The sequence below is a fragment of the Aquibacillus saliphilus genome (assembly GCF_020404745.1).
Taxonomy (GTDB): Bacteria; Bacillota; Bacilli; order Bacillales; family Amphibacillaceae; genus Aquibacillus; species Aquibacillus saliphilus.
In genome coordinates this window covers 91,035-113,812 of the sequence record NZ_JAIZAP010000005.1, presented here as the reverse complement: position 1 = coordinate 113,812, position 22,778 = coordinate 91,035, and the positions used below count along the sequence as shown (strand labels likewise).

Genomic DNA, 22,778 nt, shown 5'->3' with positions numbered 1-22,778 from the left:
TATGGCTATAGATACAAAACTTCCATATGAGAAGGATTATGTTAGCAGTTATTCAGAGCGTCTCAATGAACCGGAATGGTTGAAGTCATTGCGATTTCAAGGATTGGAATTAGCAAATACACTTCCAATGCCTAAGCCGGATAAAACGAATATAAGTAAATGGAACTTTTCAGATTTTAAACATGAAGCTGAAGGTAAAAAAATAGATTCATTAGAGGAATTACCTAATGATATCAAGGTATTGTTAGATCTTGAAAATGAGAATAAGAATTTGATTATTCAACGTAACCAATCTGTTGGATACCAATCATTATCCTCTTCACTTACAGAAAAAGGTGTTATTTTTACTGATATTTTCTCAGCAATAAGAGAGCATAGCAATCTTGTTCAACGTTATTTTATGAAAGATGCCGTATCAATTGATGAAAATCGATTAACTGCATTACACACTGCATTAATGAATGGTGGAGTCTTCGTCTATGTTCCCAAAAATGTAGTTATTGAAGATCCACTTCAGGCTATATTTTGGCAAGAAGATTTAGAAGTAGCTTCTTTTAATCATGTTATAGTCGTAGCTGAAGAAAATAGTTCTTTAACTTATGTCGAGAACTATGTCTCTAATAACAAGACTGAAAATGCGGTAGCAAACATCGTTACAGAAGTAATCGCACACGACAATGCTAAAGTGTCATTTGGAGCAGTTGATAATTTCGGTGCAGGCACTACAGTATATGTGAATCGTCGCGGTGTTGCTTATCGTGATGCTACAATTGATTGGGCATTAGGACAAATGAATGATGGTAATACAGTTTCTGAAAATATTACTCACTTGATTGGTGATAATTCTATTTCACATGCAAAAACAGTTACTGTTGGACGTGGTGATCAAACACAAAATTTCACAGCTAAAATCGTACACTTCGGACAAAACTCTGAAGGCTACATTTTACAGCATGGAGTTATGAAAGATAGTGCTTCTTCGGTATTTAATGGCATAGGTAAAATTGAGCATGGTGCAACTAAATCCAATGCCGAGCAGGAATCACGTGTATTGATGCTAAGTGAAAATGCTAGAGGTGACGCTAACCCTGTTCTATTGATTGATGAAGATGATGTAACAGCAGGGCATGCTGCATCAGTTGGCCGTGTTGACCCATTACAAATCTTTTATCTAATGAGTCGTGGTATTTCGAGATTTGAAGCGGAACGTTTAATTATACATGGTTTCCTTGCTCCAGTAGTTAATGAAATTCCAATTAAGGCTGTAAAGGAACAACTAACAGAGGTTATTGAAGGGAAAGTACTTTAATGGATGTTAATGCCATTAGAAAACAATTTCCTATTTTAGACCAGAATGTTAACGGACAACCGTTAGTGTATTTAGATTCATCGGCAACTTCTCAAAAACCACTAGCTGTAATTGAAGCAGTTGAGAATTACTATAAATTTCATAATTCAAACGTTCACCGCGGTGTTCATACCTTAGGTACTAGGGCAACAGATCAGTATGAGGGTGCAAGAGAAAAGGTTAGAAACTTTATTAATGCAGAGAGTACTTCACAAGTAATCTTTACTCGAGGTACAACGACCTCTATTAATACAGTTGCCTATAGTTATGCTCGTAACAACTTAACTGAAGGCGATGAAATACTAATTACTCCTATGGAACATCACAGCAACATTATTCCATGGCAACAAGCTGTTAAAGCGACCGGAGCAACGTTGAAGTATTTACCACTTCAAGAAAATGGAACAATTAGCTTGGATGATGTTAAGGAAGCAATTACTAATAAAACAAAAATTGTAGCGATTATGCATGTTTCGAATGTTTTAGGTACGATAAACCCTATAAAAGAAATAGCTCAGATAGCGCATCAAAATGGTGCTGTTATGTTAGTCGATGGTGCGCAAGGTATTCCACACCTTAAAGTTGATGTTCAAGATTTAGACTGTGATTTTTATGCCTTTTCTGGACATAAAATGTGTGGTCCAACTGGAATTGGTGTTTTATATGGAAAGAAACAGCTGTTAGAAGAAATGGAGCCTGTTGAATTTGGCGGAGAAATGATTGATTTTGTAAACCTTTATGACTCTACTTGGAAGGAATTACCATGGAAGTTTGAAGGCGGAACACCAATCATTGCCGGCGCAATTGGCTTAGGTGCAGCTATTGACTTTTTAACAGAAATTGGACTTGAGAATATAGAGAAGCATGAGTCAGAGTTAGCTTCCTATGCCTTACAACAATTGCGAACAATTGATGGTCTAACGATCTATGGACCAAAAGAAAGAGCAGGTCTTGTGACATTTAATTTGGATGATGTCCATCCGCATGATACGGCAACGGTATTAGACGCTGAAGGAATTGCTGTTCGTGCTGGTCACCATTGCGCACAACCTCTGATGCGATGGCTAGATGTATCTTCTACTGCAAGAGCGAGTTTCTATTTGTATAATACAAAAGAAGAAATTGATCGGCTTGTAGAAGGATTAAACAAAACAAAGGAGTACTTTGGTGATGTCTTTTAATAACCTCGATACGTTGTACAGACAAGTGATTATGGACCATTATAAGAATCCGCGTAATCGGGGTGCATTATCTGATGAATCTTTAACGATTGACATGAACAACCCGACTTGCGGAGATAGAATACAAATACACCTACAAGTAAATAACGGAAAAGTTGAAGATGCTAAATTTGAAGGAGAAGGCTGTTCAATTAGTCTATCTTCAGCTTCGATGATGACGCAAGCTATAAAAGGAAAGAATATTGACGAGGCTTTAAAAATGTCAAAGATTTTTTCAGATATGATGCTTGGTGAAGAAATAGATGAAGATGAGATTGACTTAGGTGATATCGAAGCACTACAAGGTGTATCTAAATTTCCTGCCCGAATTAAATGTGCTACGCTTGCTTGGAAAGCGATGGAAAAGGGAATAGATGAAAAGAAAAAGTAGATAGCTTTTGGACGTATAACCTAAATAGGAGGTTTTAAAATGGCGAAAAAAGCGCCTGAAGTTGGAGAAGTTGAAGATTACAAATATGGATTTAGTGATAGAGACGTTTCTATTTTCCGAACAGAAAAAGGACTAACTAAAAATATTGTTGTAGAAATTTCAAAAATGAAAGAAGAACCTCAGTGGATGCTCGACTATCGTCTTAAAGCGCTAGAGCAGTTTTATAAAAAACCAATGCCACAATGGGGTGGGGATCTCGCTGAGTTAAATTTCGATGAGATTACCTACTATGTAAAACCATCCGAGAGATCAGAACGTTCTTGGGATGAAGTTCCAGAAGAAATTAAAAACACGTTTGATAAACTAGGCATACCAGAAGCTGAACAGAAGTATTTATCAGGGGTATCCGCACAATATGAATCAGAAGTTGTTTACCATAGTCTTAAGGAAGACTTAACTGAGAAAGGAATCATCTTTAAGGATACCGACTCAGCTCTAAAAGAAAATGAAGAATTATTCAAAGAATACTTTGGTAAGGTGATCCCTTCACCTGATAACAAGTTTTCAGCATTAAATTCAGCTGTATGGTCTGGAGGATCCTTCATCTATGTACCAAAAGGTGTAAAGGTTGATACTCCACTGCAGGCTTACTTCCGAATTAATTCAGAGAATATGGGTCAATTCGAACGTACGTTAATTATTGTTGATGAAGGTGCATCTGTACACTATGTAGAAGGTTGTACGGCGCCTGTTTATACAACAAATTCCCTGCATAGTGCTGTAGTTGAAATCTTTGTTAAAAAAGACGCTTATTGCCGTTACACTACTGTACAAAACTGGGCGAATAATGTTTATAACCTAGTTACGAAACGTGCAATTTGTGATGAAAATGCAACAATGGAATGGGTTGATGGTAACATTGGTTCTAAACTAACAATGAAATACCCAGCTGTTATCTTAAAAGGTCAAGGTTCTCGTGGTATGACTCTTTCCATTGCTATTGCAGGAAAAGGTCAACACCAAGATGCTGGAGCTAAAATGCATCACCTAGCGCCAAACACATCATCAACTATTGTTTCAAAATCAATTTCGAAACATGGTGGTAAAGTAACCTATCGCGGAATCGTTCACTTTGGACGTAAAGCAGATGGTGCACGTTCTAATATTGAGTGTGACACATTAATTATGGATAATAAGTCAACTTCTGATACTATTCCTTACAATGAAATCTTTAACGAAAATATTTCATTGGAGCATGAAGCTAAGGTCTCTAAAGTTTCAGAAGAGCAGCTATTTTATCTAATGAGTCGTGGTATTTCAGAACAGGAAGCAACAGAAATGATTGTAATGGGCTTTATCGAGCCATTTACAAAAGAACTTCCGATGGAATATGCGGTTGAAATGAACCGACTAATCAAGTTCGAAATGGAAGGTTCTATCGGTTAATACCTTTTAATGTTAAACCATGATGCAAAGTATTTGCATCATGGTTTTTTCTTTGTGAATATCCTCTTGTGCCTACCCAAAATTAAATAAGGATTCTGTGAGATTTTTTTGTTGAGATGAATTTATTCAGCTCATCCTCATCGGTTTAATCAACGACATCAAGATAGATATCAGAAGTATTTTTCTATCTATTCCTCACTGGTTTTTATTTGACATTCCTCTTTGTTCTGATCCAATCGATACAAATTTGGTTACCTTCCTTTAAAATTCAAGCTTAGCTTTTACCAGTTCTTTAAAAACAACCCCCAAACAAAGAACTCAGCTGTGACTAACTCCCATAAAGAAAGTAAGATACGAGGTAGATATCAAGGGACTAAGTCAGCTTAGCATTTCGTAATCAAAATTTTAAAGGGATAACCCTATATAAAAAGGAATCATTCAGCCTGAAAAACACCCGAAGGATCTCCTGAAACTTTTTTTACTCAGAAGTTGATAACGAGACTAAAATCTCCTTGGGAGCTATTGAAAGAATTAAGTGGTCAATGGTTTGGAGAATGAGAGAGTCGAAAAGTTCATCTGTAGATTGCAATTAAACCGTAAAATAGTAAGTGCTGCATATTATTAAATATGTTATTCCATTATTATTTTTGTCTAATTAAACATTCTTTTCGATAACTCGATGGTGTCTGATTAGTAATTCGTTTAAACGCTTGTGTGAAAAATGATTGAGAAGAAAAACCATTGATTTCAGCAATCTCTGCAATACTGTAGTTTGTGATTTCTAACAAAATTTTCGATTCTTTAATTCTAATGTTATTTAAGTAATCAATTGGAGCGATTCCCATATCCTTTTTAAATAGGTGTGCTAAGTAGTATTTGTTGATGTGTCCAGCATCAGCTAGTATGTCCAGTGTAATCGTATCTCGATAATTCTGATTCATATAATGTATGGTATGTGTAACAGCTTTATTTATATTTTTTGTTACTGTTTTCTCAATAGTGAAATTCTTTTCTCTCTTCAGTTTAACAATCAGAATTTCAATTATATTCTGGCAGATAAATTCATAATCTTTGTGGCTATTTTTCGCCTCGTCCAATAATTTATTAAGATAAAATAAGATATCTTCACGTTCTTCTTGATATGTGTACAAGCCCATAGGAGAATCATCATGTTTAGATGGTGAAAAAGCCAGACCTTCAATTCCTAACGCAATGTATTGGAGAGAATCCTGGTGATTGGATTTTTCGGTATGCTCGACATTGGGATTAATAACTACTAAATCATTTTCTTTTACGGGTATTTCATGATTTGTTAATACAAAATAGCCTTTTCCTTTTACAATATAAAGTAGTTCCGTGAAGTAGTGGCTATGTTGTGTGCTGTGCCAGCCTTTATCGTATTCTGAGCGAGTAATATAGAGGAGTTTAAAAGGCGTATGTTCAGTTGGAGTTTCTTCCATTTCATAAAATTCATGGGACATAATATACACTCCCTAACATCGATTTAATTATATTTTATAGCTAGGATAAATAAAAAGCAATATAACTAAAAATATCGACAAGATTTTTATTGTGAAAGCGCTTTTTTACATATAGGATTAGTGTATGGTATTAATAAAAAGGGGGCATTTGAATGAATGTTAAAAAGCTATTATTTGCTTTATCTGTTCTATTTTTAACAATTGGACTGGTTGCTTGTAGTGATTCAAAAAGTTCTGAAGGTAAAGAAACAAATGAAGAAACAAATGAAGAAACAAATGAAGAAACAAATGAAGAAACAAATGAGGAAGGAAATGAAGAAGAAGGTACAACTCTACATGTTGCTGCTTTGGAGTCAGCGTATGGTGCTGACATGTGGGAAAAGATTGCTGATTCCTATGAAACGACTAATGAGAATGTAAAGATTGAACTTACCATTAAAAAGAATCTGGAAGAAGTAATCCGCCCAAATATGCAGGCAGGGGAATATCCCGATGTTGTTTTACTCGCAACCGGAAGACCTGAAGCATTGACAGAAACATTGATGAAGGAAAATGGCTTAGAAAATATTACAGATATATTCGACCAGAAAGTTTCTGGTGAAGATAGTACCGTTAATGAAAAGATTCTTGACGGGTTTACCGATACACTAGCTACAAACCCTTATGCGGATGGAGAAACATATCTAGCACCAATGTTCTACAGCCCGACTGGATTATTTTACAATGCTGGTTTATTTGAAGAAAAGGGCTGGGACGTTCCAAAAACATGGGATGAAATGTGGGAGCTAGGTGATAAGGCAAGTGAGGAAGGAATTGCATTGTTCACGTATCCAACAACAGGATATTTTGATACATTTATTGGCTCTATGTTGTATGCATTAGGCGGACCGGATTTCTTCAACTCAGCAATGACCTATGAAGATGGTATTTGGGAGTCTGATAAATCAACAGAGGTATTTGAAACGATAGAGAAATTGGCTTCGTACACAGAAAAAAACACGGTTGCAAATGCGAATCCAAATGACTTTACAAAAAATCAACAGTTGGTTTTAGACAATAAAGCATTATTCATGCCAAATGGTAACTGGGTAGTTGATGAAATGAAAGAAGCACCTAGAGCAGATAACTTTGAATGGGGCATGACATCCATTCCAGCATTTGAGGATGGTGGAGACCGTTATGCATTTACTTTCTTTGAGCAAATATGGGTCCCTTCTGCTGCTGAAAACAAAGTTGATGCAAAAGACTTTATTACGTACATGTATTCAGATGAAGCATCATCTATCTTTTTAGAAGCTGGTGCAGTACAGCCAATTGAAGGAATTACCGACCAGCTTGATGGACAAAAGCAAATCTTCTACGGTATTTATGATGACGAAGATGTACTCCCTGCAATGGGAACCTTTGCTTCGACTGAACCAGTAGCCGGTGTAAATATGGGTGATACTTTGTATGGAACTATTGGCAGTGTGATCAGTGGAAAAATTACAATTGAAGAATGGCGGGCCAGTGTTGAAGAAGCTAGTGATAAGCTAAGAGAAGCTATGAATTAGGGGATTTAACGTATGAAATTTAAGTTCAGTAATAAACGGCGGGTAAATACTGACTCGCCGATTTATTTTCTGAAGAGAGGTGACTACCCTGAAGAAAACAACTTCTAGAAATATATTTATTGGTGTATGTATAACTCCTGCAATTCTCTTATTTTTTTCCTTTATGGTTGTACCAACATTTGAGGTATTTCGAATGTCTCTTTATCGTTGGGGAGGTTTTTCCAATACCAAAGAATTTGTAGGGTTTGATAATTTTATAACACTTTGGAATGATGTAGATTTCATCCAATCCTTCCAAAACTCAATTCTATTAATAGTAGTCGTCGCTATTTTTACCTTGTTAATTGCGGTGTTTTTTGCAGCTGTTTTAACAAAAGAAACGATTCCTGGTGGGAATTTCTTCAGAGTAATATTCTATGTACCAAATATTCTATCGATTGTAGTTATTGCGGGTGTTTTTTCGGCTATTTATGACCCATCCAGTGGTTTATTAAACAGTATCTTTGGAACACTCAGCCTGGAAAATTTCCAGCAAATGTGGCTAGGTGATCAGGACATTATTATTTATAGTGTTGCAGGTGCTTTAGTCTGGCAGGCAATTGGATATTACATGGTGATGTATATGTCCAGCATGGCTAGTATTCCGCCAAGCTTTTATGAGGCTGCTTCATTGGAGGGAGCTAGCAAATGGAAGCAATTTACCAACATCACCTTGCCCTTAATCTGGAATACCATAAGGACAACATTAACTTTTTATATTATTAGTACGATTAATTTAAGCTTCCTACTCGTAAAAGCGATGACAGGTGGAGGACCTGATGGATCAACTGAAGTCTTCCTCTCCTATATGTATGACCAAGCTTATGGGAATTCAACCTATGGCTATGGAATGGCGATTGGTGTAGTTGTCTTTATCTTCTCATTTGCACTCGCTGCTATTGTAAACCATATTACTAAACGCGACGTGCTGGAGTACTAAGGAGGGTTTGCACGGTTATGAGTAAATCAAATGGTCCACGTACAGAGGTCTTATTTAAACTATTCATTTATGTGGCACTAATTACACTTGCCATTTTTATTATTGTACCAGTTGGATGGGTGTTCTTAGCATCCATTAAAGAGAACGCTGAATTTTATGGAAGTCCGTGGGCAATGCCAGTTGGTTTCCACTTTGAAAATTTTATCGAAGCATTTAATGAAGCGCAAATGGGTGAATATCTATTAAATTCAATTGTGGTTACAGTATTTGCGCTATTAATTCTACTAGTAGTAGCTTTACCTGCAGCCTACGTTTTATCTAGATTTAAATTTAGAGGAAACGGTTTTATTAACTCTTTTGTTAAAGCAGGATTATTTATAAATGTAAGCTACATTGCTGTACCTATTTTTCTAATGCTTCTGGATTGGAACACGGTTATGAACACAATATTTGGCGAAGGATTATTGTTAAATAATCGGTTGGTTCTTGCTTTTATTTATGCGGCTACAGCATTGCCGTTTACCATTTTTTTGCTTTCAAGTTATTTTGAGACACTACCGTCTGATTTCGAAGAAGCGGCAAGCATAGATGGTGCGGGTTATTATAGAACAATGTTTTCTGTCATGTTACCAATGGCAATCCCGAGTATAGTAATCGTTATCTTGTTCAATTTTTTATTGTTTTGGAATGAGTATATTCTGGCATTAACTTTAATGCCTGGAGAAAATCAGACATTGCCAGTTGGTTTATTAAACCTAATGGCAGCTGAACGCTCGGCAGTTAATTATGGACCAATGTACGCTGGAATGGTGATAGTTATGCTACCAACATTAATTTTATATATTTTTGTACAAAAACGTTTAACTCAAGGTATGACAGTTGGAGGATTGAAAGGATAGGTGGTAAAGATGAAAAAATTAACAGGACGAGTGACGTTACCGAGTGAACAGAACTTTTTAGAAGAAACAAAGGAATTGATGGTGCGTTGGGGTGCAGATTCTCTGCGAGACAGTGATGGAACGAAGCTGGATGATGAGCTGAAACAATTAAATGCAAAAATTTATACAACATATTTTGTAGCACGAAATCATAATGAGTTTGCAGAGCAGCATCCTGAAGAAATGCAGCAATTATATCTAATGTCACAACATAATACTGCAACAGGCAATGAATTATCTGTTCCATTTATGAAGGGGTATTTTGATGAACAGGTAGAACCGGATTATATTAATAATCCAAAGGTTTGGTGGGAAGTCATTGATCGTACAACTGGAGATGTGATTGATCCGGATAAATGGGAGGTCATCAAAGATGAGAATGTTGTTTTAATCCATGATACAAAAGCATGGCATGAGTACACAATTTCTTTCCTTGTATATATGAAGTGGGATCCGACCCAGATGTATAATCATATTACAAACGATTGGGGAGATACGCCGCATGATATCCCCTTTGATGTTCGTCAGCCTTTTTCGAATCAATTTGTAAATGACTATTTAAATAAGTGGCTGCAGGAAAACCCTGATACAGATGTTGTTCGATTTACCACCTTTTTTTATCATTTTACCCTAATATTTAATAATCTAGGTAAAGAAAAATTTGTTGATTGGTTCGGTTATGGCGCAAGTGTTTCCGTTGCAGCACTTCAAGCATTTGAAAAAGAGAAAGGCTATCAATTAAGACCAGAAGACATTGTTGATCAAGGATATTATAATACGACATTCCGTGTTCCGACTCAGGCCTATTTGGATTACATGGATTTTATTCAGCAATTTGTTGCGGGTGAAGTTAAAAAACTTGTTAGTATGGTGCGGGAAAGCGGCAAGGAATCAATGATGTTTTTAGGTGATAACTGGATTGGAACAGAACCTTATGGAGACTATTTTAAGGAAATAGGCATTGATGCAGTTGTTGGTAGTGTTGGGGATGGATCTACATTACGAATGATTGCAGATATTCCACATGTTAAATATACAGAAGGTAGGTTCTTGCCCTACTTTTTCCCTGATACTTTTTATGAGGGGAATAATCCGGTTTTGGAAGCCAATGAAAATTGGATGACTGCGAGAAGAGCGCTAATGCGCAAACCTCTTGATCGAATCGGTTATGGTGGATATCCGAGTTTGGCTTATAAATTCCCTGAGTTTGTCAGTTATGTAGAAAAAATCACCGATGAATTTCGTGAAATCTATGAAAAAATTAAAGATATACAACCATATACGGGCATCAAAGTAGCAATTCTTAATTCTTGGGGGAAAATTAGAACTTGGCAAACACATATGGTGGCACATGGAAAATGGTATAAACAAGCATATTCCTATCAAGGTATCTTAGAAGCACTAAGTGGTTCAGCAGTAGAGGTAACATTTATCAGTTTTGATGATGTCATTAAAGAGGGAATCCCTGAAGATGTTGATGTTATCATTAATGCAGGGGACGCGGGAACGGCTTTTTCTGGTGGAGAAAAATGGCTTGACGTAGAGCTGGCATCAACCTTAAGGAAGTGGGTATATAATGGGGGAGGTTTTATCGGTGTTGGTGAACCAACGGCCTGCCATTCCCAAGGACACTTTTTTCAACTAGCAAACCTATTAGGGGTTGATAAGGAATTAGGGTACAGCTTATCAACTAATAAATACTTTATGGAAGCTGTCGCGACGCATTTTATTAAGGAAGATCTTACTGAGTATAACTTTGGAGAAGATGTAAGGAATATTTATGCATTAACTAAGGATACCGAGATTATTAGATGCTCCAATGAAGGAATCCAGCTCTCCAGTTCTTCCTTTGGAAATGGCAGAAGTGTTTATATGGCTGGATTACCTTATAGCTATGAGAACACTCGTCTCTTGATGCGATCCTTATTCTTTGCAGCAAATAAAGAGAATGAACTTAAAAAATGGTATGCTTCAAACGTCCATTGTGAGGTTCACGCTTATCCAGAAGCTGCAATTTATGCAACTGTAAATAATTCAAATGAAAAACAAACTACTACTATCTATGACGGATTAGGAAAAACGCATATGTTGACACTAGAACCAAGCGAAATTATATGGGAGGAATATTAAGGTGAATGAAAACATTAAGAAGCTTTTAAAAATCATCTTTTTTTTCTTTTGTATGTTTCTAATTATTAATGGGCAAAGAACTGTAGGCAAGGTGGAATTACTGACTCAATTAATCGGTTTAGCAGGATTACTTTTTTTACTGTGGAATTATAATAGAAAATTTGTTTGAAAAGAAACAGGCAAAACTTATTGGATTAACTCCAGTTAGTTTTGTCTTTTATTGAAACGAGAGAGGGAGGGGATTAAATGAAATACGCGATTGGACTTGATATTGGTGGTACAAAGATCGCAGCAGGTTTAGTGAACGAAAAGGGTGAGCTAGGTCAAAAGGAAATAGTTAAAAGTAAAGCCATGGATAAAGAGAGCATGTATACACAAGTGGTTACATGTATTAATCAGCTCTTGAATCAAACGAGTATTCCAGTCGGTGAAATCTATGGCGTTGGTGCTGGAATACCAGGTAAGGTTGACCGGGAGAATGGGGTAGCTATTTTCCAAAACAATTTGCCATGGGCGAACTTTCCATTTGCAAAAAGACTGAAAGATTCTCTGGGGATAGACCGGATAGTAATCGACAACGATGTGCACATGGCAGCATTTGCAGAATGGAAAAGAGCCGGTTTACAAAAAAATGAATTATTTGTATATATGACGATTAGTACAGGAATATCCTGTTCTATTATCCAAGGAGGGGAATTTATCCGCGGAAATGGATTTGCTGGAGAATTAGGTTTAATTCCTGTTTTTACACCGAATATCGAAAAGCAGATGGAAAGACTGGAAATAGCAGCTTCAGGGCTAGCATTGGAAAAAAGGGCGAAGAAATTGTTTTCAAATGAAGCAATAACGACATCAGATCTATTTGTCGCGTTTAACAGGGGTGATCCCGATGCGATTCAGCTTATTGACAATATGGCAGGGGCATTAGCTCAAGGTGTGTATATGATTAATAGCTTGCTCGACCCACAACAGATTGTATTTGGGGGGAGTGTATCTACAAATAATCCCTTTTTACTGGAGATAGTGAAAGAAAAACTGTATCCTTACATGATTGATGAACAGAGACATATATTAGGTGAAATGCATGTAAGTCGCGACAATGACCAAGGACTTATTGGGGCAGGATTAAGTGTATTAAATAGCTGAAAGACTAGGTAGTGATTTCCGTTAGTTAGAAAATAGAAAGTGTTAAAATGAGATACAGGGTTGAAGCAAATAGAAAGCTAAGTGAATAATAATAGATACTATGAAAAAACATTTAAAAGAAACCCTTTACATTTCGAGTTTAGTATATTAAACTGTATTCAACTGGTTATAACCAATAATTTTTAATGAAGTTTATTGGAGGTGACAATATATAATTGGATAGAAATAGTAGGGTTCCTTTATATCTGCAATTAATAGAAGATTTAATTAAGAAAATTGAAGCCGAGGAATACGAGCAGCATCAAAAGCTGCCTTCAGAGCGCGAGTTATGTGATATCTATAATTTAAGTCGAATAACAGTTAGACAAGCTTTGCAGGAGTTGGAGCAAGAGGGTTATATTTATAAGTTACATGGAAAAGGGACCTTTGTTGCTCCTAAGTCAATTAACCAAAATTTAGTTAAGCTTTATAGCTTTACGGAAGAAATGAAAGAGATGGGTAAGACTCCGACTACACAAGTCCTTTCTTTTAAGGAAATAGCGATTGATGAACGTGTGGCACAGAAAATGGACCTCGTGCCGCTAGATGAAGTGTTCAAGGTAGTTCGTTTGCGTCTGGCAGATGATGAGCCTTTAATGTATGAAACATCCTATTTGCCTAAGAAATTTTTCCCTAGATTAACAAAAAAAGATTTAGAGGAAAGACCAATGTATGATATTTTTCACGATGATTACAAGGTTGTTGTGACTAAAGCAATTGAACGTTTTTCTGCTACAAATATACGTGAAGTGGAATCTGAGTATCTAGGTATGATAACGAATAGCCCTTCTATGCTTATCAAGCGCTTCGCTTACCGTAAGAATCAGTTAATCGAATATACAATTAGTGTGGCACGAGGAGACAAATTTGATTATACTGTTGAATTAAATTAATATCTCTATTAAGTAGCAAGATACCTTAATAGAGTATATTTTTTAAGTTAACTGGTAATGACAACATAACCAGTATTAATGATAGATTACTAGAAATAAAAAAGTATGGGGGATGTAAAATGTTTAACATATCAGCTGAAGAGTTAGAAAACAGCAAAGCAGTAAATACAGCTAATGAGATTTACCAACAGCCAGGTGTTTGGAAGGAAATGTTGGAGTCGCTTTTTAATAATAAGGCCTCCATTCAGGAGTTCATTGATTCTATTTATAAAAAACATGATCGTGTACGTGTTGTGTTAACTGGGGCTGGAACGTCCGCATTTGTAGGAGATACATTAGTCCCGGAATTACAGAAACAAAATCAATCAAATGTTGAATTTGAAGCAGTTCCTACAACGGATATTGTGTCAAATCCTTCGGGATACCTGTTTAAAGATAAACCTACTATATTAGTCTCGTTTGCAAGATCAGGGAATAGTCCAGAAAGTGTCGCGGCTGTTTCGTTAGGGAAACAAATCATAGACAATTTCTATCAAGTTGTTATTACGTGTAACAAAGATGGTAAATTAGCACAAAACATTAAAGATGATAGCAATAGTATTACGGTATTAACGCCGGAAAAAGCTCACGATCAAGCTTTTGCTATGACTAGCAGTTTCACGAGTATGATTCTTGCTGCTTATTCTATTTTCTCTGTAACTGAATTTACAGGTAGTCAACAGAAACAATTAATTGTAAATGCAGAGCGTCTAATAGATTCTATTACGGATAAGATTGATAAGATTCTCACCTTTGATTTTGAAAGAATTGTTTATTTAGGGTCTGGTTTACTTGGTCAGTTAGCACATGAGGCTTCGTTAAAAATGCTTGAGCTATCGGCTGGTAAAGTTGTTGCTATTCATGAATCATCTTTAGGTTTTCGACATGGACCTAAATCAATTTTAAATGATAGATCCGTTGTTGTCTTATTTATGTCAGAAGATCCTTATACTAGAAAATATGATATGGATATTTTACGTGAATTAGCAGGAGATGATTCTGGAATTAAGGTGATTGCTCTATCCGAAAAACTTGATAAAGAAGTGGAACAACTTGCAGATTGGTCCATTCATGTAAATTTTGGAGAAGAAGATCTGTCAAGTGATTTTAATTTGGCATTGCTATATGTAATTTTTGCCCAAACCTTGTCATTAAAGAAATCACTACAATTATGTATTACACCAGATAATCCAAGTCCAGATGGTCGTGTAAACCGTGTGGTGCAAGGTGTTACGATATATGATTATACTGATGGAAAATAGAGGCAACATCAGCCTCTAACAAAAAAATGATAGCACTTACAGTAAATGTAAAAACGTAAAAATGAAAGGATGATACGTATGTCAGGCCCCAATATTTTATTAACAAGAATTGATAATCGTTTAATTCATGGACAAGTAGGAGTTACTTGGGTAAACCACCTCGGTGCAAATCTGGTGGTAGTCGCTAATGATAAAGTTTCTGAGGATGAAGTACAACAAAGTTTGATGGATATGGTTTTACCGGACGTAATCCAAGCAAGATACTTTTCATTGCAAAAAACAATTGATGTGATTCATAAAGCGTCACCAAAACAAAAAATATTTCTTGTTGTAAAAGATGTGCATGACGTATTGGCACTGAAAGAAGGTGGCGTACCAATCGATCACATAAATATTGGAAATATGCATTATGAAGAAGGTAAAAAACAGGTCTCATCTACAGTTTCTGTCAACGAGAAGGATATTAAAGCATTTAAACGCCTTGATGAATTGGGGGTGAATCTTGATTTACGAAAAGTGCCAAATGAAAAGGGACAGAACATTTTAGATTTATTTTAAAAAAGTTAGATGTTACAAGATAGTAGAAATTTATGAAAAGGGAGTGTTTAACTATGTTTGTAGAAGCTATATTGATAGCTTTATGGGCTGGGATTATTGGTATTGACCTGTACAACGGGTTAACGCATATTCATCGACCGCTAGTTACTGGTCTAGTAGTTGGACTGATATTAGGTGATGTTACAACGGGTCTAATTGTCGGAGGTACATTGGAGTTAATTTGGATGGGAATGGTTCCGCTTGCAGGCGCACAACCACCGAATGTGGTTATTGGTGGAGTAATTGGTACGGCATTTGGTATTATCGCTGGCCAGGATCCAAATGTTGCAGTTGGGGTAGCAATTCCATTTGCTGTTGCTGTACAAGGGTTGATCACATTGTTCTTTACAATATTTGCTCCTGTAATGCACAAAGCAGATAAGTTTGCTCTTGATGCAAATTACAAGGGTATAGAGCGGATAAATTATCTTGGTTTAGTTATCTTGTTTTTCTTCAATGCAATCATCGCATTTTTACCGATTTATTTTGGAGCTCAATCAGCTGCCAACCTTGTAGAATCAGTTCCTGAGTGGATAATTAATGGACTGTCCATTGCTGGTGGAATCATGCCTGCTATTGGTTTCGCGATGTTATTAAGAATTATGATGAAGGTCGAATATGTCATGTTCTTTATTGTTGGATTTGTTTTAGCTGCTTATTTAGAAATGCCAATCTTAGCTATAGCGTTAATTGGTTTAGCGATTGCACTGTATGATTTTAATCAAAATAAAAACAAACAAGGACCAGCACCCAGAGAGGAGGAAATAACCGATGGAATCTAATGGATATAAATATGAAGATACAACCGAAGCAACGGAGCTGAATTCGAAACAATTACGACATCTAGCATGGAGATCGCTGTTACTGCAAGCATCATTTAACTATGAAAGAATGCAGGCAGCAGGTTGGCTGTACTCAATTTTACCGGGATTAAGACACATCCATAAAGATAAAAAAGATTTAAGTAAATCAATGAAAGATCATATGGAATTCTTCAACACGCATCCATTTTTGGTTACCTTTATTATGGGGATTATCCTAGCAATGGAGCAAAAGAAAGAAGATAGAGAAGCAATTCGAGGAATCAAGGTTGCTACAATGGGACCTTTAGGTGGTATCGGAGATGCAATGTTCTTTTTAACACTACTGCCAATTACAGCCAGTATTGGTGCATCGTTAGCAGTTGAAGGGAATGTTCTCGGGCCATTTGTATTCCTGATAATGTTCAACGTTATTCACTTTGGTGTTCGCTTTGGTCTAATGGGCTATGGTTACAGAACAGGTGTTAAAGCCATCGCCAAATTAAAAGAAGGAACAAAACACGTATCCCGTGCTGCATCAATCGTTGGTTTAACGGTTGTAGGTGGATTAATCGCAACGTATGTATCGTTTAATATTGATTATGCATGGGTTTCAGGAGAAGCAGAATTAAATGTTCAAACTGACATTCTAGATCAGATTATGCCAGCATTACTTCCATTAGCTTACACGCTTTTAGTTTATTGGTTATTGAAAAAAGGTCGTTCACCAATAGCATTAATTGGTCTTACAGTTGTTGTTGGTTTACTAGGTTCCTTCCTAGGCGTTATGTAACTATAGGTAATAGGGAGAAGCTTTCGGATTGTTAGATAGCTTTTCCCTCATCAACACCATGAAAGGGTGAATTAAATGATCGGATTTGTAATAACAGGACATGGATCATTCCCAAATGGATTGCTAGAATCGGTTCAGTTAATTGCCGGGGATATAGAGCAAGTTGAAGTAATTCCATTTGAAGAAAGTTCAGATAGACTGGAAAAATTATTAACTCAATCTATAGAAAATGTTGACACTGGATCTGGAGTTGTCTGTTTCGCAGATTTAGCTGGTGGTACGCCATTTAATGTAAGTTCAAAAATAGCTTCCATAAATGATAATATTCGTGTGATTGGTGGTGCAAATTCACCAATGCTTTTAAGTGGACTATTCCAACGGAAACTTCCTGTTGATGATTTTGTCGATATCGTTTTAAAAGAAGGAAAAGAAAACATTAAAAAGTTTGAAGTTAATGTGATAGATACTGTAGTAGATTCGGATGGAATTTAATAAATTAAAAACCAAAAGGAAGCATGTCTAATGAAGTATTTTATAAAAGCAGATCGTTTTTTGCTCGAAAAGGAAGTAAAGAAAGGGAGCTATTTAGTAGTAGAAGACGGACATTTTGGTTCGTTTGTTGATAGCCTTCCAGCTAATTCGAAAATTATGGATTGGAGCGGATATACCATTGCTCCTGGTCTGTTTGATACCCACATTCATGGAATAGATGGACACGACATTATGGATGGCAGAACAGATGTAGTACATGGTATTTCTGAAGCTTTACTAAAACTTGGAGTGACAAGGTTTTTGCCGACAACATTAACATCTAACAAGGAAGATTTAAACCAAGCAATTAAAGCAGTTACGGATGCTGTTAGCACGGGATTAGCAGGTGCTCAGTCTGAAGGCATTTATCTGGAAGGTCCGTATTTTACGGAAAAACATAAGGGAGCGCAAAATAAAAATTATTTTCGTGATCCTGCTATTGACGAGTTCTTAGAGTGGCAGCAGCTTTCCAAGGGTACAATTGTAAAAATTGCGCTGGCTCCTGAACGGGAGGGATCAATGGGATTTATTCGTTCAGTAAGTGAAAGAGGTGTCCTGGTAAGCATAGGGCATACGGATGCGAGTTATAACTGCTGTACTGAAGCGGTTGATGCAGGTGCGCGAAATTTTGTTCACTTATTTAATGGTATGTCTGGGCTGCACCATCGTGAACCAGGAGCTACAGGTGCCGGACTAATTGATCAGCGCGCATATAGTGAGCTGATTTGTGATGGCTTTCATGTGCATCCTGACATTGCATGCTTTGCACTAAAGACGAAGCAGGATAAACTTCTTTTAATTACAGATTGCATGCGAGCAGGATTAATGCCTGACGGAGATTATCTGCTTGGCGAGTTTCCTGTTGTGATGCGAAATGGTGTTGCGCGGACTGAGACAGGATCATTAGCCGGCAGTACCTTAAATTTAATAGATGGAATCAAGAATCTTCAGCAATGGAGCGGAAATTCATTGACTGAAATCTGGCATCTTGCATCATTGTCACCTGCAAGGAGTTTAGGAAAAGAAACTATTTTAGGTAGCATTAAGCCTGAGAAGACAGCAGATTATGTGGTAGTAGATGATAACCTGCACGTTCAGGCAACAGCTGTTCAGGGAGAAATTAAATACCGTAAACAGGATCTGTAAAATAACATCATTGTCAAGGAGGAGTATTATTATGGGTTACGTTCAAAATACGAAAGAAATGCTTATTAAAGCACGAAAAGAAGGGTATGCAGTACCTGCATTCAACATTCATAATCTCGAAACGATTCAAACGGTTGTTGAAGCTGCAGTTGAAATGAATTCGCCACTTATTCTAGCAGCAACACCAGGAACAATGAAATATGCTGGTCGTGCATACATCCAAGCAATAGTTGAGGTTGCAGCGAGGGAAAACGATATTCCCATCGCATTACATTTAGATCATCATGAGACGGTTGAATCGATTGATGAATCGTTGGAACTTGGTACGAAATCGGTGATGATAGACGGCTCACATGGCACGTTTGAAGATAATATAGCACTTTCTAAACAAGTTGCTGATAAGGCACATACTCATGGCGCTACAATTGAAGCTGAACTTGGAAAGTTAGTGGGCCAGGAAGATGATTTAATTGTTGAGGCAAAGGATGCAGCTTACACAGATCCCGATACTGTACAAGAATTCGTTGAACGTACGGGTATTGATTCTTTAGCTGTAGCAATTGGTACCGGACATGGTTTATATGAAAGCAAACCAGACCTAGACTTCGATCGTTTGGAAAAGATTAAAAACCTTGTTGATATTCCGATTGTTTTACATGGTGCATCTGGAATATCTAAAGAGGATGTACAAAAGTGTATCTCTCTTGGTTGTGCTAAGGTAAATATTTCCACAGAACTAAAAATTCCGTTTTCAACAGCATTACGAGATCATTTATTCGCAAATCCCGATGAAACAGATCCAAGAAAATATATGAATCCAGCAAAAGCTAAAATGAAAGAAGCGGCTATTGAAAAAATACTGATTTGTATGAGTGATGGAAAAGCATAGATTTATAGGGGGAAGTGAGATCTTGATCTCACTTCTTTTCAGAATGCTAGAAATGAGGTGAAGAAAAGTTGATTTTAACTATTACATTGAACCCGTCTGTTGATATAAGCTATAAACTAGATTCGTTTTCACTTGATACAGTTAATCGAGTAAATGATGTTTCAAAAACTGCTGGAGGCAAGGGGTTAAATGTTGCACGTGTAGTGCATCAACTTGAAGAGGAAGTAGGTGCTTCAGGTTTTCTGGGCGGAAACTTGGGAGACTATATCCGGACGGAAATCACAACACTCGGTATCCGGGATCTATTTTTAAATATCCAAGACGAAACACGTAATTGTATAGCGGTAATTCATGAAGGAAAACAAACAGAAATACTAGAGTCTGGACCGACTATTTCGAGTAGTGAAGCTGACTTGTTTTTAGAAGAAATATCTAACCATGTCCAGCAAGCGAAAGTTATCACGATTTCTGGTAGCTTGCCAAAGGGTTTAGAAGATAAATTTTACAAAAAGATATTAGAGATCGCCAATCGGCATAAGACGCCAGTGCTGTTGGATACGAAGGGTGAGTTACTTTCAGTGACTCTAGAAAGTGAAAGTAAGCCATATTTAATAAAACCCAATCAGGACGAACTAACCGACTTAGTTGGTAGAAATTTAGATTCAGAAGCTGCTATTATCGACGTTTTGCGTTCATTTCGATTTGAATATATTCCATGGGTCGTTGTTACACTTGGAGCAGATGGCGCGATTGTGAAACACGGTAACAACATCTATCGAGCAATACCCCCAAAAGTTAACGCAGTTAATCCAGTTGGATCAGGGGATTCAGTAATCGCAGGATTTGCAACAGGAATTTCCCGTGAGTTGACAGATGTCGACCTAATTAAATTTGGTCTCTCCATGGGGATTTTGAATGCAATGGAAGAAAAAACAGGCTATATTGATGCTACAAAAATCACTTGGTGTGTTCGAGAAATGCAGGTTAATCAGATTTTTTAAATATACGATTAAACATCCCGGAGTTAAATGTGTCTCATCCAAAAATTAAAATTATATCTTAATGCAATTATGATCTGTTTAAGGGCTCATTCTTTCGTTTGGACAGTAAACGTCCAAGCGAAAGAATGAGCCCGTTTATACACACACATTCACACAAGCCTCTATTAAACGGGTTCCGATACCTGTCACAAACGTTAAAAAGGTAATTTGAAACGGCCATCAACATTCATACTGGTTGGTAGCCGTTTTTTGTTAGTATATTAATACTTTCAATGTGATTTATTAAATTTTGTAGTGTAATTTGCACCCCAAACTGTAAGAATAATAGCCGGCTACAAATGCTTTTTTATTTGAGTCAGAACTTCTGTGGCTAGTTTGTTTGTATCTTTAAAATCTCTTGAATCGATGGGATCAGAGTAATGGACAGAAACTTTTGCTGGTGTATTCTTGCCCTTTTTTCCTATCAATTTGTAAGAATCCTTGAAGGTCACAGGAACGACTTTTACCCCTGATTTAATCGCAATTCGTAAACTGCCCGATTTAAAGTTTCCAATTTCAGGACCTTTACTTCTCGTTCCTTCTGGAAAAACTGCTATTGAATTACCGGATTTTAAACTTTCTATTGCTTGCTGAATAGCTTTTAGGGAACTACGAGCGTTATCCCTATTGATAAACACGCATCCTCGTTCCTTCATCCAATAACCCAACAATGGAATTTTCTCCATTTCTTTTTTCGCAACAAAAGCCATCGTTTGAGGAGCGGTTGAATATAAAATTGGTATATCCATATTACCTTGATGGTTGCCAACATATAATACAGGTTCATCTAAAGGGATATTTTCTGTTCCGGTTATTATAAGGTCTGCACCTGAAATATTAATTAAATTCTTTGTACATTTTAAAATAATTTTATCCATTAGTTCTAGTTTTTCTTTCATCTTACCTGCCTTGTTTAATCTATTAATAGTAAATGATTTATTTGCTTTACTTAAAATATAACCCCACATGTATCCTTGAAATAATAGAGTGCGCATATTTATTCCTCTTTTCGAACATATTTAATCTATTGCAATCATAAAAGACATGAACAAATTAAATAAGTTACAAATGTCACTAGTTGATATTGAATTTGTCACACTGTTTTAATAGAATAATTAACATTTAAGTTCATATTAAAAATTGCTTAGTTATGAATGTAGTATGGTAAGGTAAAGTAGATTGATTGGCAGTAGGTCAATCACAGTACTTAAATTATAGTCTGGTCAAAATACATGTTAAAATAGACAAACAATAACTTTAAGAACGGTAGTGGTTTAGTTTGGTTTTCCTCTTTTGTGTAACAATTGGTTTTTTGTCCGCTTTAACTGGAAGTCTTGTTGGTTTGGGCGGTGGCGTAATCCTTGTACCGAGTTTATTAATTTTAAATGAGTTTATTGAAAGTTTTAATTGGGCAACAGCTCAAAATATTGTTGGGATTTCTTTGATTGTAATGGTGTTCACTGCGTTGTCATCCAGTATCTCCTATTTTAAAGACAAACGGATTGATTATAAAAGTGGTACTCTATTTGTGCTAGCAAGTGTTCCTGGTGGAATTGTTGGATCATGGCTGAACCAGTTTATTGATACAGACTCATTTTCTTTGTATTTTGGATTTTTAATGCTTGCTATGTTTGTAATGTTTTTCTTTAAGACAAATGTTCCAAAAAAAAGAAATAGAACTATTACTACGAAATGGACAATAAATAGAGAAGTAATCATAAATGGTGAGGCTAAGACGTATTCTTATCCGTGGATTGCTGCAGTGGGTCTTGCATTTTTAGTAGGAAATTTATCGGGGTTATTTGGGATCGGTGGTGGATCTTTAATGGTACCGATTATGATTTTATTATTTGGTTTTCCTGCTCACGTTGCAATTGCAACGTCCATGTTTATGATTCTTTTCTTAAGTTTAATAAGTTCGCTAACACACATAAATCTTGGTCACGTACCATGGGAATATGTTTGGCTTTTCATTCCTGGTGCATGGATCGGTGGAACGATTGGTGCAAAAGTAAATCAACGATTAAAAGAGAGTACGGTTGAATTGATTTTGCGTTTCATTCTTATTATTATTGGTATTAGACTAATTTGGCAAGGACTAGGCTAAGGGAGTAATT

General features: G+C 36.4%; 22 protein-coding genes. 20 read left to right on the top strand and 2 right to left on the bottom strand.

The features are described from left to right. The first annotated feature begins 1 nt into the window (after position 1). Genes sufD through sufB form a run of 4 tightly spaced genes read left to right on the top strand, consistent with a single transcriptional unit; the run spans position 2 to position 4,405 of the window. Positions 2–1,309 (top strand): Fe-S cluster assembly protein SufD, encoded by a 1,308-nt coding sequence (gene sufD, locus LD272_RS07290; protein WP_226035946.1) that lies wholly within the window; start codon positions 2–4, stop codon positions 1,307–1,309. Then, positions 1,309–2,529 carry a cysteine desulfurase gene (locus LD272_RS07285; protein ID WP_226035945.1) on the top strand — a complete coding sequence of 407 codons (1,221 nt, stop codon included), beginning with the start codon at positions 1,309–1,311 and terminating at the stop codon, positions 2,527–2,529. The genes sufD and LD272_RS07285 overlap by 1 nt, the downstream gene beginning before the upstream one ends. Further along, entirely contained in the window at positions 2,519–2,959 is a 441-nt protein-coding gene (gene sufU, locus LD272_RS07280; protein ID WP_226035944.1) for a Fe-S cluster assembly sulfur transfer protein SufU, read from the top strand. Before LD272_RS07285 ends, sufU begins: the two co-directional genes overlap by 11 nt. A gap of 39 nt (positions 2,960–2,998) precedes the next feature. Continuing rightward, positions 2,999–4,405, top strand: a complete 1,407-nt coding sequence (gene sufB / locus LD272_RS07275) for a Fe-S cluster assembly protein SufB (protein WP_226035943.1) — start codon at positions 2,999–3,001, stop codon at positions 4,403–4,405. A gap of 641 nt (positions 4,406–5,046) precedes the next feature. Here sufB and LD272_RS07270 read toward each other — a convergent pair. After that, positions 5,047–5,886 carry an AraC family transcriptional regulator gene (locus LD272_RS07270; protein ID WP_226035942.1) on the bottom strand — a complete coding sequence of 280 codons (840 nt, stop codon included), beginning with the start codon at positions 5,884–5,886 and terminating at the stop codon, positions 5,047–5,049. 152 nt (positions 5,887–6,038) lie between these two features. On the opposite strand from LD272_RS07270, the gene LD272_RS07265 reads away from it, so the two are divergent. From LD272_RS07265 to LD272_RS07200, 15 genes are all read left to right on the top strand, one after another. Continuing rightward, positions 6,039–7,439, top strand: a complete 1,401-nt coding sequence (locus LD272_RS07265; RefSeq protein WP_226035941.1) for a carbohydrate ABC transporter substrate-binding protein — start codon at positions 6,039–6,041, stop codon at positions 7,437–7,439. A gap of 193 nt (positions 7,440–7,632) precedes the next feature. Next, on the top strand, positions 7,633–8,418 hold the full coding sequence (locus LD272_RS07260) for a carbohydrate ABC transporter permease (protein ID WP_226035940.1): 786 nt from the start codon (positions 7,633–7,635) through the stop codon (positions 8,416–8,418). A gap of 17 nt (positions 8,419–8,435) precedes the next feature. Then, positions 8,436–9,317, top strand: a complete 882-nt coding sequence (locus LD272_RS07255; RefSeq protein ID WP_226035939.1) for a carbohydrate ABC transporter permease — start codon at positions 8,436–8,438, stop codon at positions 9,315–9,317. Positions 9,318–9,326: 9 nt separating this feature from the next. Continuing rightward, a complete protein-coding gene (gene gnpA, locus LD272_RS07250; protein WP_226035938.1) occupies positions 9,327–11,486 on the top strand; it encodes a 1,3-beta-galactosyl-N-acetylhexosamine phosphorylase in 2,160 nt (719 codons plus the stop codon). A 1-nt stretch (position 11,487) separates the two neighbouring features. Next, entirely contained in the window at positions 11,488–11,655 is a 168-nt protein-coding gene (locus tag LD272_RS21750; protein WP_439647384.1) for a DUF6903 family protein, read from the top strand. Positions 11,656–11,732: 77 nt separating this feature from the next. After that, positions 11,733–12,632, top strand: coding sequence for an ROK family protein (locus LD272_RS07245; RefSeq protein ID WP_226035937.1), 900 nt, complete (start codon positions 11,733–11,735; stop codon positions 12,630–12,632). A 215-nt stretch (positions 12,633–12,847) separates the two neighbouring features. Then, positions 12,848–13,564, top strand: a complete 717-nt coding sequence (locus LD272_RS07240) for a GntR family transcriptional regulator (protein ID WP_226035936.1) — start codon at positions 12,848–12,850, stop codon at positions 13,562–13,564. A 119-nt stretch (positions 13,565–13,683) separates the two neighbouring features. Beyond that, entirely contained in the window at positions 13,684–14,865 is a 1,182-nt protein-coding gene (locus tag LD272_RS07235; RefSeq protein WP_226035935.1) for an SIS domain-containing protein, read from the top strand. Between the two features lie 78 nt (positions 14,866–14,943). Further along, a complete protein-coding gene (agaV, locus tag LD272_RS07230) occupies positions 14,944–15,423 on the top strand; it encodes a PTS N-acetylgalactosamine transporter subunit IIB (protein WP_226035934.1) in 480 nt (159 codons plus the stop codon). Positions 15,424–15,476: 53 nt separating this feature from the next. Further along, positions 15,477–16,244: a PTS N-acetylgalactosamine transporter subunit IIC gene (gene agaW / locus LD272_RS07225; RefSeq protein WP_226035933.1), complete on the top strand. Its 768-nt coding sequence runs from the start codon at positions 15,477–15,479 to the stop codon at positions 16,242–16,244. Beyond that, entirely contained in the window at positions 16,234–17,055 is an 822-nt protein-coding gene (locus LD272_RS07220; protein WP_226035932.1) for a PTS system mannose/fructose/sorbose family transporter subunit IID, read from the top strand. The genes agaW and LD272_RS07220 overlap by 11 nt, the downstream gene beginning before the upstream one ends. A gap of 75 nt (positions 17,056–17,130) precedes the next feature. Beyond that, positions 17,131–17,547 (top strand): PTS sugar transporter subunit IIA, encoded by a 417-nt coding sequence (locus LD272_RS07215; protein ID WP_226035931.1) that lies wholly within the window; start codon positions 17,131–17,133, stop codon positions 17,545–17,547. 30 nt (positions 17,548–17,577) lie between these two features. Beyond that, positions 17,578–18,732: an N-acetylglucosamine-6-phosphate deacetylase gene (gene nagA / locus LD272_RS07210; RefSeq protein WP_226035930.1), complete on the top strand. Its 1,155-nt coding sequence runs from the start codon at positions 17,578–17,580 to the stop codon at positions 18,730–18,732. Positions 18,733–18,763: 31 nt separating this feature from the next. Next, positions 18,764–19,621 (top strand): tagatose-bisphosphate aldolase subunit GatY, encoded by an 858-nt coding sequence (gene gatY, locus LD272_RS07205; protein WP_226035929.1) that lies wholly within the window; start codon positions 18,764–18,766, stop codon positions 19,619–19,621. Between the two features lie 68 nt (positions 19,622–19,689). After that, positions 19,690–20,622, top strand: coding sequence for a hexose kinase (locus LD272_RS07200; RefSeq protein ID WP_226035928.1), 933 nt, complete (start codon positions 19,690–19,692; stop codon positions 20,620–20,622). 332 nt (positions 20,623–20,954) lie between these two features. Here LD272_RS07200 and LD272_RS07195 read toward each other — a convergent pair whose 3' ends face one another. After that, positions 20,955–21,656, bottom strand: a complete 702-nt coding sequence (locus LD272_RS07195) for a lysophospholipid acyltransferase family protein (protein ID WP_226035927.1) — start codon at positions 21,654–21,656, stop codon at positions 20,955–20,957. Positions 21,657–21,940: 284 nt separating this feature from the next. On the opposite strand from LD272_RS07195, the gene LD272_RS07190 reads away from it, so the two are divergent. Continuing rightward, complete coding sequence (locus LD272_RS07190; RefSeq protein ID WP_226035926.1) at positions 21,941–22,768, top strand: sulfite exporter TauE/SafE family protein; 828 nt, start codon at positions 21,941–21,943, stop codon at positions 22,766–22,768. Positions 22,769–22,778 lie beyond the last annotated feature (10 nt).